Source organism: Calditrichota bacterium, from assembly GCA_013152715.1.
In the GTDB taxonomy this organism is placed as follows: domain Bacteria; phylum Zhuqueibacterota; class Zhuqueibacteria; order Thermofontimicrobiales; family Thermofontimicrobiaceae; genus 4484-87.
Map to the genome: position 1 here is coordinate 20,561 of JAADFU010000036.1, position 18,303 is coordinate 38,863.

Genomic DNA, 18,303 nt, shown 5'->3' on the forward strand with positions numbered 1-18,303 from the left:
CTTCCCGCGGAAATCAATCGGAAATTCTGTCCTGTTTATCGCTAAAGGCAATTGTGACTTCTGTCCCGTTCTCGTTTTTGATTTCCAGATCGCCGTCAATTTGTTGAACGAGGCTTTTTACCAACTTCAAGCCCAATGTGTCTGGGGATTCCCTTTCCAAAGTTTGCTGAATCCCGGCGCCATCATCGCGGACAGTCAATTGATAGCGGTTATCGCCAATCTTTTGGGCTTTTATGAAAAGATTAGCGTTCTCATTTTCGTGAAATGCATGTTTGAAGGCATTAGTAACTAATTCATGAATAATCAGCCCACAAGGGATGGCGACCTCAATATTCAGAAAAATTTTATCCAACTCATAGTGGATTTTCACGCGCTGTGAAATCCGAAAAACTCTCGATAAGTTAGTTACTAATTTTTCTACATATTCCTTGAAGTCAATGACGGAAAAATCTTCTGATTGGTAAAGTAGTTGATGAACCAGCGCCATGGAAAAAATTCTGTTTTTGGCGTCCAGCAGCACAGTCTTCGCCTGGCTGTCTTTAATCATCGATGCGTGAACTGCTAATAAGCCAATTACTGTGGCGAGATTGTTCTTTACCCTGTGGTAAATTTCAGAAACCAGAATCTTTTTTTCCTTCAACGACTTATTGAGTTTCTCTTCCGCCATCTTGCGCTCAGTGATATCTCTGCTCGCCAGGACCAATTTGGCGGACTCGCCATGTTCGGCGGCGGCTTCGAGAAAAAAGAAACCGTTAGTTTCAACCCATATTGTATGTCCATCTTTGTGAACAAAGCGAAATTCCAATCTCTCCCCTGTTTTGGATTCAGACTTGCTAAAAATGAACTCTTTGACCGAATCCATGTCTTCCCGAAATACAAAATCCAGAACGGGATTGCCGATAATGTCACGCCAGGGATAGCCCAGAATTAAACTTTGCATCGGATTAGCGTAATCAATGATGCCGTTCGAGTCAATCAGGCAAATCATATCGCTCATTTTTTCTACTAACCGACGAAATCTCTTTTCACTTTTAGATACTACGCGTTCCATGAAAACAAAATAGGCAATCATAAACAAAACAAGCAGGAATAATATCGCTAATTCGCTCAACAAAGCTTTTGTCTGAAAAATCGGTTCAATAATAAAATCGACCAAAACTACCATGAGCACAAAAAATAAAATTGAAACCAGAACAATGTACTTCATCTTTGTGTCGTGATCAACAGATTGCTTTACTTTTTGGACTAATAAAACATAAAATAGCGGAGCCAGGGCGAAAAAATAGAGAAAAAACCTCAATATGCTGATATAAAAAGGCAGTCCCCAATATATTCCGCCGCTAGGCTCTAATTCAGGTCTGATATCCGCCATTGAAGTTAATATCGAAACAAATATGCCAAACACAAATATGCTCAAAAATCCTAACCAGAGAGACGTTTTGGGAAATCGATAAAATATAAAAAGGCAACCTAAAAATGCATTGGCGAAGGATAATATGTAAGAACTAACGATGAGCATCCACCTGATACCAGCGGGGTTATGCGCATAAATAGTGCCAGCCAGCACGCCTGTCAGGCAGACCAGGGCATACAAAGCGAACACGAAAAAATAAAGCAACGGTTCAATACTCTTGCTGCGTTGCCAGTCTTTCAAAAATCGGAAAGCTAAAAATAGCAGCGCGAAAACGATGGGCAAGTAAACAATGGCTGTGAATGAAAGCTGCATGACAACCCTGGAGTTGCTGAAGATAGAAATAGATTTTTACGTTATTCTGATAACTATTAAATATAATAACCATTTTATTAAATAATGTCAAGCTAAAAATCGACAGAGCACAAGAAAACCCATTTTCACAGTTTTAAGATAGCTCATTAATATTGAATAAGAAACATTCACCGATAAAACAAGCATCCGCCTTTGAATTGCAACTACGTGGGAACTTTCTGCGTTGCACATGTTTCTTTGAGAAAATGGATACTGCCACATAATTGCCGCTTTAGCGAATTGAAATGAAGGACAAAGTGATTTAAATAGTACTATTTAGCCAATTAAACATCCCCCCTGTCCCCCCTTCAAAGGGGGGAACCAAGTAAGTCCCCCTTTGAAGGGGGGATGTAAAAAAGCAGTCTGAATAAGCAATAATAGGCAATCAAGATGAAAACAAATAGCCCAAAATGTGATCTAGAATAATCCCTAATTAGATTTTAAATCCACAAAATGGGCTTCGCTAACAGATTGCTAAATTTCATTTTCTTAATTTTTTCTCGTGTCTTCTGTAGCTCTGCGGCTAAATAGTTACGTTTTTTGTGCAGCATTCCCAACGAGAACGAGCGACGGTAGTCAGATGGGAGCCTCTCTCAATTAGCGAAACAATCCGGCGAAAAAGTCCTTGATCGTTTCCAAAATCGTGCGATCTTTTCCTGACGGAATTTTCACATCGTCGGTCTCATCGAGCCAGATGATGCCGTCGCCGTCTTCGTCGGTAAGATCGCCGTCCGCAGGCACATCAGCCCCCGGCGCGGTTACCGAAGTGAGGCCTCTCTTGAATCGATCCCAATCAAATAACGGGCCTGGATCCGGCTTTCGGGGTGTGATTTCCTGATGCCCGCGTATCAAATCCAGCGGCACGTTGAATTCTTCCATTTTTTGTCTGACCAACCAGATCAATGCCTCGTACTGAAAATTAGTGTAAGGATAAAGTTCTCCGTCCCCCTGCAATTCGATGCCAAGGCTGCGATTGTTCAAATTTTCCCGAAGGACACCATTGATAACCCACTGGCTTTTCCCGGCGTGCCAGGCAGAGTGTTCGTCGCGCACCATTTGAATGAGTGGTCCCTCGGCGCGGGGGATGATGTAATGCGCGGAAACTTGTTGCGTTGAACGCCAGGGATCCGGCTTGAACCAGTCGATTGTGCCCTGCAAACTGTTAATCAGTCCGTTTTTGCTCCCGGTGTGGTGAACGATAATCATTTCGTTGGCGACTTTGTCCGTGCTGAAGAAAAGACTTTCAATCCATTTTATTTCCATCACTTCTCCTTGGATTTTAAAATATTTTAGTGATTTCATCCGACGAAAATTGTGGGAGATCGCGTTCCTCTCCGGCGATTGTGACCATTTTTGCGCCAAAATCCCGAGGCGTCATTTTCCCGATAATTCTTGCGTATATTTCATTTGCGCGCAGATGACGAATAATTTGCGTCGATTTTTTTCGTTCGGCGACGATCAGCAGCGCCCCGGAAGCAATGGCGCCGATCACATCCAGGTTGAACAAATCGCACAAGAATTTGGCTTCAGGCAAAACAGGAATCTCTTTTTCCCAGATGCGAATTCCCAGACCGCTCGCCTCCGCGAGTTCATGCGCCGCTTGCGCCAGACCGCCTTCGGTCGGATCGTGCATGGCGTGAATCCCGCCAATTTCCATCGCAATTTTCGCATCTTTGAGCACGGAGACGCCCGGGTCATAGATAAAATTCTGACACTTTTCAATGAATTCAACGGATGCCTCAGGCGCAATTTTTTCTTTTAATTCTCGCGCGATGATGGAAACCGCTTCGATGGCAATACCCTTGGTCAAAATAATTCTGTCGCCCTCGCGCGCATTTTTGGCGCTAATCAGTTCTTGTTTGGAAACAACGCCCAACATTTGCCCGACGAGGATCGGACGATCGATCCCGTAGCTAATTTCCGTATGGCCGCCACAGAAGGAAATTTTCAATTTTCGACATGCACCGCTGATTTGAGAAAATACTTTTTCCACTGCTTTTTCTGTTGTCATATTTTCCGGAAGCAAAAGCGTTGCCAAAAACCATTTTGGCGTGCCTCCCATGCAAGCGATATCGTTCGCGTTGATGTTTACGGCATAATAGCCGATGTCGTCCGCTACAAATGTAATGGGATCGGTTTTGGCAATCAGATACTGATTTCCCATGTCGATTACCGTCGCATCCACGCCGACGTCGGGGCCAACAATAATCGATTCGTCGCCGAAAGTGTAATTTTCAAGCAGCGTTTTTAAAAACTCCGGTCTCAATTTTCCCGTTGGCAAAAATTCTTTCACATCATTCATTTCAGAACCTCAATCTCGAAAATAACGGTCCCACCGCCGGTTCGTTCGCAAGGGTCAAGACATTGGACGAAGGCTTTGTTTTCATCCTTTGCATTGAGTCCCAGCTCTTTGGCTGAAACGTTGTGAGATAGAGCGACGTGGTACGGTAAAATTGAACTGAGCGCATGCATACAAATCGCCGATAAATTGCCTTGTTTCAATTTATAGCCTTGTTGCAGAACAAAACTATCGCCGACTGAGAACAGCGGACAGACGCCCTTAATCTCCCTGACCGTTATTTTTAAATCAAATGCGTTCACTTTTTTTGTTTTAAAATAATACAGAAAAAAAACAATAGCAAGTAAAAATTGAAATTTTTTCAAAAAACCAATGATTGCCAATTCTCAGAAAATATTTAATTGCGCCCACTTCTTTGCCCTAAAACCAATAATCAGCCTCTTCTATCTCAGTCCAAGACCTTCTCCAGAAGAACAAATTAGACCAGCATAAGCCTGAAATGAAAAAAAAATTTCACAAAATCAATTTTTTTATTGACAAACTCAAAAAAAATTGTTATAATTAACGTTAAAATTCTTTAACAATTATTCATCAAATTAGGAGGTATCTCATAAGATATCGTTAACACTCTGAAGGACTATCTAATCTAAGCCAACCTTTAGGAGGGGAAAAAATGAGGATCTATGTTGGCAATCTGCCCAAAGATGCTGACGAACGGGATCTCCTCGATATGTTTGAGGAGTACGGAAAAGTGGATAATGTCAAAATCATCCGAGATCGGTATTCCAAAAGTTCAAAAGGCTACGGATTTTTGGAAATGCCGGACGAACAAGCCGCAATGAAAGCTATAGAGGATTGGGACCAGGGCTCAATTGACGATCAGGTCATTCGAGTCGATATTGCCAAAGCCTCACTAAAGCCACATCATCTCAGCAAATTTAAAGCAAATGCCTGATGCAGAAATCGGGCGCACACAAATCAAACGGAGCTCACGATAAAATTTAAAGAACCTTCCAGGGAGAGCGGATGCAAATTTGGGATTATGTCATCGTTGCAATTTATTTAATCGCCATGGTTGTAATCGGTTTATTGCTGCAAAAACGAGCGTCCGCGGACATCGATTCGTATTTTTTGGGAAATCGAAAATTGCCCTGGTGGGTTCTCGGAGCTTCCGGCATGGCGTCAAATTTAGACGTCAGCGGCACCATGATCAACACCGCGTGGATTTTCGCGCTGGGTGCCGCTGGTTTCTTCATTGAAATACGCGGCGGCGTAACGCTTATTTTGGCGTTCCTCATGATTTTCATGGGAAAATGGAACCGCCGCTCCGAAGTCATGACTCTTGCCGAATGGATGGCATTTCGCTTCGGCAAAGGCAGAGAAGGCGATGTCGCCCGGCTCATTGCGGCGATTTCCAGCATTTTGGTGACTATCGCCATGGTCACCTATTTCGCCGTGGGCTCGGGCATATTTATCGGGGAAATTTTAGGAATACCCTCTTTTTGGGCAGCCCTGATCATGATCGTTCTGGCGATGATTTACACCGTCGCCAGCGGTCTCTACGGCGTTGTCTGGACTGATGTTTTTCAGGGCTTGTTAATTTTCGGCACCATTATTTACGTCATTGTGCTCGCTGTGACAAAAGCCCACCTCCCGGACGTTTTTTCTATTTCAGTCCCCTTGCGCGACGGAACATTCCAGGCAATTCAAACCACGCGCGATGCCTGGTCAAGCATCATTCCGCACTGGAAACTAAATTTCTCGGCCGAATGCTCTTATTCGATTTACAATTTATTCGGTATCGCCATTTTATTTTATCTCATCAAAGTAACTATCGAAGGAATGGGCGGCACAGGAAACTACATGCTGCAACGCTATTTTGCCGCACGCAGCGACAGAGAGGCGGGTTTACTTTCGCTGTTCTGGACATTTTTGTTGGCCTTTCGTTGGCCTTTCATCGCGGCAATTGCCATTTTAGGAATTTCCTACGGTTCCACCAATGGCGTGATTCAAAATCCGGAAGCGGTTTTACCTATTGTGCTCAAGCAAATGATGCACACCGGCATGAAAGGCTTATTGGTCGCCGGATTAATGGCGGCTGCAATGTCTACATTCGACTCCACAGTCAACGCCGGCGCCGCCTATTGGGTGAAAGATATTTATCAGGCGTATCTCAAACCTGATGCCAGTGAAAAACGTCTCATGATGCACAGTCGTTTGGCGTCGGTGGCCATCGTCCTCGCCGGACTTCTGTTTAGTTTGTTGATTAAAAATATCAATGAAATCTGGGGCTGGATCACCATGAGCATCGGCGGCGGTATGATTATTCCGCAATTGGCGCGATGGTACTGGTGGCGCCTCAACGGCTATGGTTTTGCTATCGGCACCGGCGCCGGGATGTTCGCCGCAGTGTTGCAACGGGCGCTTTTCCCGCAAATTCCGGAATATGTGTCTTTTATTTTTGTCAGTAGCACTTCGCTCCTGGCAATGATTTTGGGTACAATTTTCACGCCCGGGACAGACGAGGAAACATTGAAGATTTTTTACAGGAAAACACGTCCCTTCGGTTTCTGGGGACGCATTAAAAATTCGATTCCAGCGTCGGTCAGAGAAAATGTTCGCAAAGAAAACCGCCGCGACATCATCGCGCTGCTTTTTGCCGTTCCCTGGCAGGTCGTATTGTTTTTGTTCATGATGATGATGGTGCTTCGGCGTTGGCACACAGTTGGCACATTGGCTATTCTGCTGACAGTGCTGTCATTCGGACTGTATCATTTTTGGTACAAACATCTATCCACGGAAGTACATATCGATGAAAATGTAAACTCTGATGCATAAAAGATAACATGAAAATCTAAATTCATCCGGGCTATACTATAGACCGAGTATTTTTTTAGCTTCTTTTTTTCATTTCAGCTATTGAAAAATATCAATTGAATAGTCCAAGCCTTCTAAAGTCTTTTCCCCAAAAAAACATTGACAAACAAAGGGAAATGTGTTATATTAATGAAAAAGTCAGTTAATCCCTTTTCCAATTCATAGAAAACATCAAAGAAGGTAAATATTTTTAAGTAAAATCCGTTCTAAAAGTTGGTGAATTATAAACAAATTTGTTCCTGCTCATAGTTCAGACTATGTCAAAAGAATATTTCATAAAAACCTATCGTAGTGCGAAGAATTTAGATTTGCAACTGTTATAATATTGAAAGATGATTTGGCCAGGTCAATCAATGAAATTGCCAGCTGATTCTATTATTGCCCATGAAAAATTAACATCCTATATTCTGGCTCCGAGAAAAAGAAACGATAAATCTAAATGGATGGCTCAGGCAGGATATTTTTTAGAAAACTGGCGAGAATTAGAACACGATTTGCGCAGGCAAATTCTATCGCTTGATGCAACACCCATTGACAAAACGGAATATGGTCAACTGTATGAAATCAAAGGCAAATTGTTTGGACCTAATGGGCGATTCTTGTCAATATGTTCCATTTGGATAACGAAATTTAAATCAGGTCAAACCAAATTCGTCACCATGTTCCCTGACAAAAGGAAAGTCCAATGATGAAATACGAATTATTCAAAGAAGTATCTTTGGCAAAAGATATGCCCGAAAAGGGATTGAAAAAAGGAGATGTGGCAACTATTGTTGAGTATCATCCGGGAGATAACTCCCCGGATGGGTACACGTTAGAGGTATTCAATGTGTTCGGCGATACCATTGCCATCGTCACAGTATCGGAAGACGATATTGAACCATTAAAAGAAAATGAAATTTTCACAGCTCGAACTTTGGAAATTCTATGAATTGGAGCGGTTGAAAGTTAAGCAAATTTGTTTCAGACAAGCAATGAATTACTGCCGGCCACCGAGTATCCCATCAAACAGGCTATTAGCTCTTAAATTTCAATGAATGCTGACTATAATAGCCCGATTATTTTTTCTTTTCCATTTTTCTTTTGGGGATTCAGATGTAGCACACGTATGAGGTGTACTATACCTTTGTTGGAGAAGCTCTAAAAGCAATTTGAACTTTATCCCAATTAAAACAGCTCATAATTTTTGTTTATTATCATCCACGGATTAGAAATTTCTTCATCAAAGAAATTAATTCTTTATCATCGAAACAAACATTCCCCTTGATATTTATCTCATAATTTCTTATTTTGTGCTCTACGGATTCGGCAAATTTTGTAATTGAAATTCGATCGGGCGAGAATGAAAACTCTTAAGATTGGTATCATTTTCATTTGTTTCATACTAATTTTGCAATTGATTCATTGCGCTGGAGACCGCGAGCGCACGATCATCGTCTGGCATTCGATGCGTCCACTGGGGACAAAAATTTTGCAGCGCCAGTTGGACAAATTTGCCCAAACTCATCATAACTGGATTTTCCGCCAGCTTTTTTATGAACCGGAAACAGCCCGCTCCAATTACATCATTTCTGCCATGGGCGGCAGCGGCCCCTCTCTTTTCTGGGGCGCCAGCGACAATATAGGCCCTTTCGTTGAACTGCGCGTCATCCAGCCGTTGGAAAATTATTTCACGCAAACATTTTTGGACAGCTTCATTCAAAAACCTATTCCGGCAAATACTTACTTTCAGGGACATTTGTACCAAATCGCCGACCGCGTGGGTAATCATTTATGTTTGGTTTACAATAAAAAATTGATCCCACAACCTCCCAAATCAATTGCAGAGCTGCGTCGATTGGGAAAAAATCTGTTGCAGGACAAAAACGGTGACGGGAAACCCGACATGTACGCCCTTGCCTGGAATTACACCGAGCCCTATTTTGCCGTGCCGTTCATCGCCGGATTTGGAGGACGAATTCTGGATGACCAAAACAAGCCGACACTGGATACCGAAGCCACGGTGAAAGCGGCGCAATTGATTTACGATTTGGCCCACAAAGACAAAATTATTCCTATTGAATGCGATTACGAAATTGCCAACGCCCTTTTTCTCGACGGCTACGCCGCAATGATCATTAACGGCCCCTGGTCCTGGGGCACTTACATCAACAACGGCATCGATATTGGCGTAACGCGGATTCCCAAAATCGACGAGACCGGACTTTGGCCCGCGCCCATGGTTTCTCCGCTGGGTTACTCTGTCAATGTGAATCTGTCCGGAGAAAAATTGAAAGTAACGCTGGAATTGCTCAAATTTTTGACTTCCGCAGAAGAGGAATTGGAATTCACGCGCGCCATGGGAACAATTCCCACGCGCATCGATGCCATCAGCGACACCGCTGTCACGAAAAACGAACTGATTCAGAGCTCAATTTATCAAATGGAAGTCGGACAAATCATGCCCGTGGTCACCGAATTGCGCTGGATTTGGGACGCCATGCGGCCTGCTTACCAGTCTATTTTTACCGGCAGATTGACGCCAAAACAAGCAGCGCGCCAAATGCAGCAATTAGCGGAAAAATTAATCAGGGAGAATCGATAGCGTCATGGCTTCCGGAGTGGGAAATATTCGCAATAACAGGCTGGCGTATCTTTACACCATGCCGGCATTCATCGTCATGGGAATTGTTGTCATTTACCCGTTTTTGTACAACATTGTGTTGTCATTTTCCAATATGAATTTGACTCATTTCTACGATTGGCGACTCACAGGCCCGCAAAATTATGTCAAAGTTTTTCAGGAAAGAACTTTCTGGTATTTCTTTTTCAAAACAATACTCTGGACGGTGATCAATGTTTTTTTTCACGTGACCATCGGCGTTTTTCTGGCGTTGATTTTAAACAAAGACCTGAAGGCGAAGTCATTTTTTCGGACATTACTCATTTTGCCCTGGGCCGTCCCGCAATACATCACGGCTCTGACCTGGCGCGGCATGTTCAATTCCGAATATGGTGCCATCAGTCTCATCATTCACAAAATTTTCGGAGTGCAAATTCCGTGGCTCACCACGGAATGGGGCGCTTTCACTGCCTGCGTGGTCACCAATGTCTGGCTCGGCTTCCCGTTCATGATGGTTATCGCCCTCGGCGGCTTACAGAGCATTCCCGATGAATTGTACGAAGCTGCCGAGATCGACGGCGCTTCCTGGCGGCACAAATTAAAAAATATCACCATTCCCCTGCTGAAACCGGTAATGATTCCGGCGATCACATTGGGAATAATCTGGACGTTCAATAATTTTAACATCGTCTGGCTGGTTAGTAACGGCGGCGAGCCGGCAGACACCACGCATATTTTGGTGTCGTGGGTCTACAAATCAGGATTTCGCTATTTTCGCATGGGCTACGCTGCGGCGTTTTCCATGATCATTTTTCTGATTTTGCTCATCTTTAGCTGGAATTTTATTAAAAAAAGCAAAGCCACGGAAACGGTGTATTAAGCGAGCGAAAATTAATGAGAAAACCAAGAGATTTATCACTATCAGGCAAAATTGGGGCGTACGGAATTTTGAGCGTTTTCACGATTTTTGCCATCTATCCCATTTTGCGAGTGCTCACGATTTCTCTCCGGCCCGGCGACAGATTGTTGAGCAAATCGTTGGCAATAATTCCGCCACACGCCACTTTGCAGACCTACGTCAAATTATTCACGCAAGAGCCGTTTCTGCGGTGGATGTTCAACAGCTTGATCATTTCCGCGGCGGTCATGCTCGTCGGCGTGGGTTTGGCAGCGACGGCAGGATACGCATTTTCGCGCTATCGTTTCCGCGGCAAAAGCGTCGCCATGTTCGCATTGATCACGACGCAAATGTTTCCGTTGACTATGCTGTTGCTGCCGCTGTTCATCATGTTGATTAAATTGAAACTTTACGATTCGTACGTCGGTTTAATCATCGCTTATTCGGCGACGGCGCTGCCGTTCACGACCTGGCAAATGAAAGGCTATTACGACACAATTCCGTTCAGCCTCGAAGAAGCGGCTTCCATCGACGGCAGCTCGCAAGTAGGGACATTTTGGCGGATTGTGCTGCCGTTAGCTGCGCCGGCGTTGGTCATTACCGCGCTTTTTTCGTTCATGACTGCCTGGTCCGAATATCTTGTGGCGGCGGTTTTGATTCAAGACCAGAATTTATTCACTTTACCCCTGGGACTAAAAACATTTCAGTCCGCCATGGAAACATCCTGGGGCCTCTACTCGGCGGGTGCGATTATGGTGAGTTTGCCTGTAGTGATTTTATTTTTATTTTTAAGCCGATGGCTAATTTCCGGCTTGACTCTGGGAAGCGTAAAAGGTTAGGAGAAAAAAATGGGAAAATTATCTATCCTGTCGGAATTGTGGCAATTTTTGAAAGTACGCAAAAAATGGTGGCTGGGGCCCATCATTCTTTTTTTGCTCTTGTTAGGTCTATTAATCGTTTTTACCGAAGGGTCGGCGCTGGCGCCTTTCATTTACGCCCTGTTTTAATTCAAAGGCATTAAAATTGAGCAGCGAATCACTTGTTTTTGCTTCAAAAAAGAAGACTCATATTTTTGGATAAAATTTCTCGCAAACAGTTTAACTGAACAATGCAAACAAAACTCAAAAAACTCTTTTTTTTTATCGTCACTTTTTTGATTCCCGTTCTTTTTTTCGTTCTTCTGGAACTGTCGCTGCGCCTGATTGGCGCAGGCGGCGACGAGAAGCTCATTGTAAAAATTAAAGAAAATGGCAAAGAATTTTATCAGTTAAACCAGAATGTCGGCAAGCGATATTTTGTGCGCACCGATGCCAGCATGATTCCGCAGCTTTATCCGCAAAGATTTCCCGTGAAAAAATCGCCGAGGACAATCCGTATTTTTCTGCTTGGCGGCTCCACCATGGCAGGCTTCCCCTACGAACTCAACGCGCGCATCAACAGTCTGCTGAAAGATCGACTTTCCGTCTATTTTCCAAAGAAAAATGTTGAAGTTATCAATTTCGGACTTTCTGCGGTGAACAGCTTCACTGTACTCGATTTTGCGCGGGAAATTGTCGATTATCAGCCTGATTTGGCCATCATTTACATGGGGCACAACGAATTTTACGGCGCGTTCGGCGTGGGCTCATTGGAACAATTCGCTAAAAATCCCCGATGGGTGCGCTTTTATTTGCGCCTGAGACGCTTCCGAACGTTTCTGTTATTGCGCAGCGCCATTGCGAAAATTTATGCGAAGACTCGGGCATCCGATCAGAATTACCATCAGACGTTGATGGAAAAAATCGCGAAAAAGAAAGCCATCCCTGTCAATAGCGCGGACTATCGTTTGGCATGTCGCTACTTCCGCGAGAACTTGGACGAGATTATCTCCACGATTCAAAAGAAAAAAATCCATGTTTTCGTTTCCACGCTGACCAGCAATCTGAAGGATCAATTTCCGTTCGTTTCATTGTTTTCCGACTCAATTCCCAGGGAACAAAAGGCAGCCTGGGAGAAGGCATTTCACGAAGCAGACGAGGAATTCAAAAATACGAATTACCGAAAATGTTTTCAATATCTGCAACAATGCCGGGAAATCGATTCCCGACCAGCAAAATTGCATTTCTTGCTCGGAAAATATTTTTTCGCCAACCGCGACACGCTTCACGCGCGCCAGGAATTCATTTATGCGAGAGATGGGGACGCGCTCCGTTTTCGCGCGCCGTCTATTTTCAATGAAATCATCGAGCAGGTTGCCGCTGAACACAAAACTCCTGTTATCCCAATGGACTCTGTTTTCAACGCCTCCTCGCCGGAAAAAATTGTCGGCTACGGACTCATCACAGAACATTTGCATCCCAACATTCGCGGATTTGAAATCATGGCAAAAGCCTTTGCTAAAACTTTTGTGCAGCAATTTCCTTTGAACGAGCCCCCGCGAAACCTGTCATTTTCTGATGAATATTTTCAGCAAAAAGCAGCAATTACAATTTTTGACGAAGCCATTGGCGACGTGACAATTCAAAAGTTGACTTCGCGGTGGCCTTATCGGCATAAACGAAATTTGATTCAATACGAAAACAGCGCTGACAAAGAATTTGTGGAATCCCTTGTCAAAAAATATCAATCGAAAGAAATTTCATGGAACCAAGCGCACTATTCCCTGGCAGATTATTTCATTCAAAAAAGTCAATTTGAAAAAGCTCTTCGCGAATATCTTGCTGTAATTAAAGTTGTGCCGAAGAACTACTACCCCCATTTCAAAATTGCAAATTTATTTTTTGCCCAAAACAAATTTGCTGAAGCTGCAGAATGGTACAAAAAAGCATTGCTGCGAAATAACAAGCCGTTCGTCAAAGCCAAACTTGGCATGGTCTACCTCAACATGTCAAAATTTGCAGAAGCAGAGAAGATTTTTCTCGATGCCATCCGTCAGGAAGAACACCTAAAAAGTCTTTCGCCGGCTGAAAGTTCGCTGTTGTACTATTATTTTGCTTTGAGTCAAATCCAACTCGGCAAGCAAAATTCTGCCCGGGAGCCACTGCAAAAAGCATTGCAATTTAATCCTAATAACGCGGAAGCACGGCAATTGCTAAAACTGCTGAAGTCAAATAAACGTTTGCGGATCAAATTTTGAATAATATGATAGGGCGAGAATGGGGACACTGGAATTAAAAAATCTCAAAGGCTATGCCCAGAATCTGGCTTCAGTACTGAGTTTGCTAATTATCATTATTGTACTCTCAATACTTTCACCCCATTTTTTGACGTCAGAAAATTTAATTTCAATCGCGTTGCAGATGTCGGTGATCGCGATCATGTCCATTGGCCAAATGTGGATCATTATTTCCGGCGGGATCGATTTGTCCGTGGGGTCGATTCTGGCGCTCTCCGGAGTCGCCACGACGATGCTCATTAACGGGCACACTCCGTTTTTCCCGGCGTTGTTGGTTGGAATCGTTGTTGGTTCACTCGCCGGATTTGTGAATGGATTTCTCATCGCTGCGGGCAAACTTCCCCCGTTCATTTCCACGTTAGGGATGATGGGCATCGCCCGCGGCATGGCTTTGATTATTACCAAAGGCGTGCCAATTTTTGGTTTGCCTGAATATTTTGCTGAATTAGGAAACGGCAGACTGGGTGGCGTTTTGCCTTATCCGGTGCTCATTGCGCTCGTGCTGGCGGTAATTGCCCACTTCGTTTTGACAGCGACACCATTCGGCAGATACACTTACGCCATTGGCAGTAATTTCGAAGCAGCCCGACTTTGCGGCATCCGAACAAATCGCATGCTCATTTACATTTACACGTTAGGCGGGCTGTTAGCGGGACTCGGCGGAATTATTCTGGCGTCACGCCTCAGCACAGGGCAACCTACAGCAGGCACCGGCTACGAATTGGACGTCATCGCCGCCTGTGTTATCGGAGGCGCCAGTTTGAGCGGCGGCGTCGGCACGATCTGGGGCGCTATTTTGGGCTCACTGCTCATCGGCGTGCTCAGAAACGGCTGCAATTTGCTGGATATTTCCGCTTTTTGGCAGCAAGTCGCCATCGGCGGGATTATCGTCATTGCCGTTTTCGTTGATCAATATCAAAAGAAAAATAAAAGTTGAGATATTTCACAGCGGACTTTTTTCGGGAGGATCAAATGAAACGATTTTTTGTCACCGTCGTAATTTCTGTAATTCTCGTTTTCATAACTCAATGCTCAAATCAATCAAAAACAAAGCGTTATCAGATTCTTGTCTCGCCCAAAGGATTGGTTCATTCCTTTTGGGTGACGGTGAAGACTGGCGCTGATTCTGCCGGAAAAAAATTCAACGCTGATGTCATCTGGAAAGGTCCGACGCAGGAAACGGATATTGCAGGACAGATTTCCATCGTCGAAGATTACGTTAATAAAGGCGTCGATGCCATCGTCATCGCCGCTTGCGACGCGCAGGGTATGATTCCTGTGTTGAAGAAAGCGGTTGATCGGAAAATTCCGGTAATCACCATCGATTCCGGCATTGATGCGGATTTCCCCATTAGCTTTATTGCCACGGACAACATTGCCGCGGCTGAAAAAGCAGCAGAAAAATTAGCGGAATTGATGGATTTCAAAGGAAAAGTCGCATGCATTCCCTTCGTTCCCGGAGCGGCGACGTCGACCATGCGCGAACAAGGATTTGTGAATAAAATCAAAACTTACCCCGACATTAAACTTTTGCCCATTCGCTATTCCCAAAGCGAAGTCGCCCTGGCAATGGCTGTCACAGAAGATATTTTGACCGCACACCCGGACATTAAAGGAATTTTTGCCGCCAACGAAGCTGGCACGATCGGGGTCATTCAAGCACTGAAAACAAAAAATAAAATCGGACAGGTTAAAGTCGTCGGGTTTGACGCCGCGAGCAATGAAGTTGAAGCTCTCAAAAAAGGTGAAATCGACGCGCTCATCGTGCAGGATCCGTTCAAAATGGGGTATGAGGGCGTAAAAGCAGCGGTTAATTTTTTGAAGGGCGAGCCAGTGGAAAAACGCATTGATACAGGAGTTTACGTTGTCACTCGAGACAATCTATCAGACCCCAAAATTTCACGGTTGCTAAAATAGAGCAGAAAAAAACGTTCAATGGCAATCCGTTCAAATTACAAAAAAAACTTGATTCTTTTGTATTTTAGTCGTATATTTTGAGACTTAAATTTCATGTTTGGAAAAATCTTCTCGATAATACCAGAGGACCGTCATGAATAAAAAAGATCTCGAACATTTTAAGAAGTTGTTGATTCAAAAAAGGAATGAAGTCTTGAAGACCCTGGGGCACATTCGAGATTCATCATTTGAAGATTATCGTGATACATCGGGTGAAGATTCTACTTATTCCATTCACATGGCTGACCACGGTACTGATGAAGAGCAGAAAGAAAGCGCATATTATCAAGTGCATCGGGAAAATCGCTATCTGCTCTATTTGGAAGAAGCGCTGGAACGGATTGAGGATGGAACATACGGAATATGTAAAAGTTGCGGTGAAGAAATTCCCCGGGCAAGGTTGGAAGCTGTTCCGCATACGCAACTATGCGTGCCGTGCAAAATGAAAGAAAAAAAATCTAATCAGTCCCATTAATTACGACAACACTGCACTACAACTAAAAACGGAAAAACACATAAAAATTTTTGACAAAAGCGACGCGGCGAACCCTCTCAAATATCTTCAATCTTTGAAAAAATAGACGAAAAAACTTTTGCAAAAAAAGAAGACTGCGGTAGTAAAACGACAGAAACGTTCATTCAAGTTCCTTGGTTTTTCAAAAAAGCATAGCTTCAAAAAGGTATTTTCGGCTTTTTCATTCGCACTATTTTTGTTATTTTTTCTGTTCAGTCATTGATTTTAACCAGTCTTTCTGATAGATTATTAGCGTCGCTGTGAGTTGTCTTTTTGTTTTTATCGAAAAGCAAACGAATGAAAAAGGTTCCCTGTGCACATTCATTTCTTTCATTTCCTTATCGGAATTTTATTGCTCTATTTCAGCGCGGATTTATTGGTCAACAGTGGCGTTCGTCTGGCAGAACTCATGAATGTCAGACCTTTCATAATTGGCGTGACCGTCGTTTCTTTCGTTTCTTCCGTGCCGGAGCTTTCGATTAGCATGGTCAGTCTTTCCCATCACCAACCCGATATCATGATCGGAAATATTATCGGCAGCAATATCGCCAACGTGGGCCTCATTTTACCCATCGCAGTTTTGATCAGACCTGCTCATTTGCGCGAAAAAGTACTCAACAGAGATGTCGTCGTCATGTTCATGGCAACGATTTTGTTCTGCTCATTGCTAATCGGCGGGAAGCTTCACCGCTGGGAAGGCTTGCTGCTTTTTGCCGCGATTATTCTGTACAACATTTCTCTGATTCACTCGTCAAATTTGAGAAAATCGAAATCGATTTCTCACTACAAAACAGCGAAGCTCTTTCTGCAAGGATCTTACGCCAACTGGAAATGCTTCATCTTGCTGCTCGTCGGATTGGTCGGCATGATTTACTCCGCGAAAATCATTGTCAAATCAGCAGCGGACATCGCTGAAATGCTGAACATCAGCAAAATGGTGATCAGCATCTCCATGGTAGCCATCGCCACCGCGCTGCCGGAATTGGGAATGGCAGTAGTCAGTTCAATCCGCAATCAAAGCGATCTTTTGCTGGGAAATATTATCGGCAGTAATATTTATAATTTGCTGTTTGTCACCGGGTTTTCTGCAATTATTTTTCCGGTGGGAAATATTGGGCAGGAAATTTTGATGAAATTATTGGCAATGCTGATCTTCAGCTTCTTCATCCTTCCTTTTGCGCTTCGTGAGAGAGTCTCCAGAAAGTCAGCGTTGCTCTTTCTGCTCGTTTACGTAGGTTACATTTCGGTTTTATATTTGCCATAAAAAAAGAAAAAGCAGCCTTAATCCATAATGGGAAGAAAGGAGGTAAAACCCAAAATAAATTAAGGCCGCTTATAAACAAAGGTCATTATGACCTAATTATATTGGGAGGGTAACCAATATGCTCTATTTTTTGAAATCGTTTGTACTCAATCTATTAGAAATGGTTCCGCTTTTATTTAAAAACAGAACCAGATTGTTAACCCCTCTTTGGTAACTTTAGATATTTTCAACTCAAAAAAGATTCAGAAGTTCCCAATTTTTTTGTTTTTTTAGATTCTGTTTTACTTTTTATTTATCAATAAATTAGACGATTTTATTGTAACCGATCACTGGATATATTTTTTTAGTATTTTAACATTTTTTGCTCACACCTAACAAAAAAAAAAATGATTACATTATCTCTGTAGTCAACTACTATCGTCAAAGGAGATAGCTTGATAATATTCACCCTGAAAGGTGCGATCGCTTTTACAATATTTCAAGTTGTTTATTATTTGAATCGGTGTCCTTTTTTTGTTGCCATTTCACATACTTACGAATCTAATACTCACTTAATTCTACGGCACTTGCAAAGTATCCGCGAGAGCAGAACTGGCAACTCCAGTATCTTTTATTTAATTTCTCATATTTCGCAAATAATTTTAATGCTAATTTGCGTTGCCTTTTTATCTAATATCCTGTAGTACTATTTCGGACAAAATTCAATATGATAGTCGCAATCGCAGATTCTATTTTTATATTTAATTCTAATTGTATCTCCCCCGTTTCTGCACCTTTGGGAAATACAATTTAATATTTTCTAATCATTATTGGAATGGCATAACCAAAATATCTATCACGATCAGAGGGAGCGGCTTAAGCTGATTGCTAAAAAGTGGACATCAGCCGTAAAACCCATCGCATCTCATTTTATTTTATGAATAAATTTTCATTTTTTAGATGGGTACTACATTTGTTTTCAACAATCATAAAAT

16 protein-coding genes are annotated in these 18,303 nt (G+C 43.1%); 12 read left to right on the top strand and 4 right to left on the bottom strand.

Annotated features, from left to right (window positions below):
• Window positions 1-13: 13 nt before the first annotated feature.
• The 4 genes from GXO74_03250 to GXO74_03265 form a co-directional block, all read right to left on the bottom strand.
• The gene (locus tag GXO74_03250; protein ID NOZ60676.1) at window positions 14-1,726 is read right to left on the bottom strand and encodes a PAS domain S-box protein; all 1,713 of its coding nucleotides are present in this window, start codon (window positions 1,724-1,726) and stop codon (window positions 14-16) included.
• Between the two features lie 636 nt (window positions 1,727-2,362).
• The gene (locus tag GXO74_03255) at window positions 2,363-3,028 is read right to left on the bottom strand and encodes an N-acetylmuramoyl-L-alanine amidase (protein ID NOZ60677.1); all 666 of its coding nucleotides are present in this window, start codon (window positions 3,026-3,028) and stop codon (window positions 2,363-2,365) included.
• A gap of 16 nt (window positions 3,029-3,044) precedes the next feature.
• Entirely contained in the window at window positions 3,045-4,058 is a 1,014-nt protein-coding gene (locus GXO74_03260; GenBank protein ID NOZ60678.1) for a hydrogenase expression/formation protein, read from the bottom strand.
• A gap of 5 nt (window positions 4,059-4,063) precedes the next feature.
• Window positions 4,064-4,366 carry a TIGR04076 family protein gene (locus tag GXO74_03265; protein ID NOZ60679.1) on the bottom strand — a complete coding sequence of 101 codons (303 nt, stop codon included), beginning with the start codon at window positions 4,364-4,366 and terminating at the stop codon, window positions 4,064-4,066.
• Window positions 4,367-4,737: 371 nt separating this feature from the next.
• On the opposite strand from GXO74_03265, the gene GXO74_03270 reads away from it, so the two are divergent.
• From GXO74_03270 to GXO74_03325, 12 genes are all read left to right on the top strand, one after another.
• The gene (locus GXO74_03270; protein NOZ60680.1) at window positions 4,738-5,019 is read left to right on the top strand and encodes an RNA-binding protein; all 282 of its coding nucleotides are present in this window, start codon (window positions 4,738-4,740) and stop codon (window positions 5,017-5,019) included.
• Window positions 5,020-5,090: 71 nt separating this feature from the next.
• Entirely contained in the window at window positions 5,091-6,902 is a 1,812-nt protein-coding gene (locus tag GXO74_03275; protein NOZ60681.1) for a sodium:solute symporter, read from the top strand.
• A gap of 392 nt (window positions 6,903-7,294) precedes the next feature.
• A complete protein-coding gene (locus GXO74_03280; protein ID NOZ60682.1) occupies window positions 7,295-7,630 on the top strand; it encodes a hypothetical protein in 336 nt (111 codons plus the stop codon).
• Window positions 7,630-7,872 (top strand): DUF4926 domain-containing protein, encoded by a 243-nt coding sequence (locus tag GXO74_03285; protein NOZ60683.1) that lies wholly within the window; start codon window positions 7,630-7,632, stop codon window positions 7,870-7,872. The genes GXO74_03280 and GXO74_03285 overlap by 1 nt, the downstream gene beginning before the upstream one ends.
• 411 nt (window positions 7,873-8,283) lie before the next feature.
• Window positions 8,284-9,525: an extracellular solute-binding protein gene (locus tag GXO74_03290; protein ID NOZ60684.1), complete on the top strand. Its 1,242-nt coding sequence runs from the start codon at window positions 8,284-8,286 to the stop codon at window positions 9,523-9,525.
• 4 nt (window positions 9,526-9,529) lie between these two features.
• On the top strand, window positions 9,530-10,423 hold the full coding sequence (locus GXO74_03295; protein NOZ60685.1) for a sugar ABC transporter permease: 894 nt from the start codon (window positions 9,530-9,532) through the stop codon (window positions 10,421-10,423).
• A 14-nt stretch (window positions 10,424-10,437) separates the two neighbouring features.
• Window positions 10,438-11,280: an ABC transporter permease subunit gene (locus GXO74_03300; GenBank protein ID NOZ60686.1), complete on the top strand. Its 843-nt coding sequence runs from the start codon at window positions 10,438-10,440 to the stop codon at window positions 11,278-11,280.
• Between the two features lie 269 nt (window positions 11,281-11,549).
• Window positions 11,550-13,556, top strand: coding sequence for a tetratricopeptide repeat protein (locus GXO74_03305; GenBank protein ID NOZ60687.1), 2,007 nt, complete (start codon window positions 11,550-11,552; stop codon window positions 13,554-13,556).
• A 19-nt stretch (window positions 13,557-13,575) separates the two neighbouring features.
• Window positions 13,576-14,532, top strand: a complete 957-nt coding sequence (locus tag GXO74_03310; protein ID NOZ60688.1) for an ABC transporter permease — start codon at window positions 13,576-13,578, stop codon at window positions 14,530-14,532.
• Between the two features lie 35 nt (window positions 14,533-14,567).
• Window positions 14,568-15,512, top strand: a complete 945-nt coding sequence (locus tag GXO74_03315; protein ID NOZ60689.1) for an ABC transporter substrate-binding protein — start codon at window positions 14,568-14,570, stop codon at window positions 15,510-15,512.
• 133 nt (window positions 15,513-15,645) lie between these two features.
• Window positions 15,646-16,026, top strand: coding sequence for a TraR/DksA family transcriptional regulator (locus GXO74_03320; protein ID NOZ60690.1), 381 nt, complete (start codon window positions 15,646-15,648; stop codon window positions 16,024-16,026).
• A gap of 352 nt (window positions 16,027-16,378) precedes the next feature.
• Window positions 16,379-17,329, top strand: a complete 951-nt coding sequence (locus GXO74_03325; protein NOZ60691.1) for a sodium:calcium antiporter — start codon at window positions 16,379-16,381, stop codon at window positions 17,327-17,329.
• The last annotated feature ends 974 nt before the right edge of the window (window positions 17,330-18,303 follow it).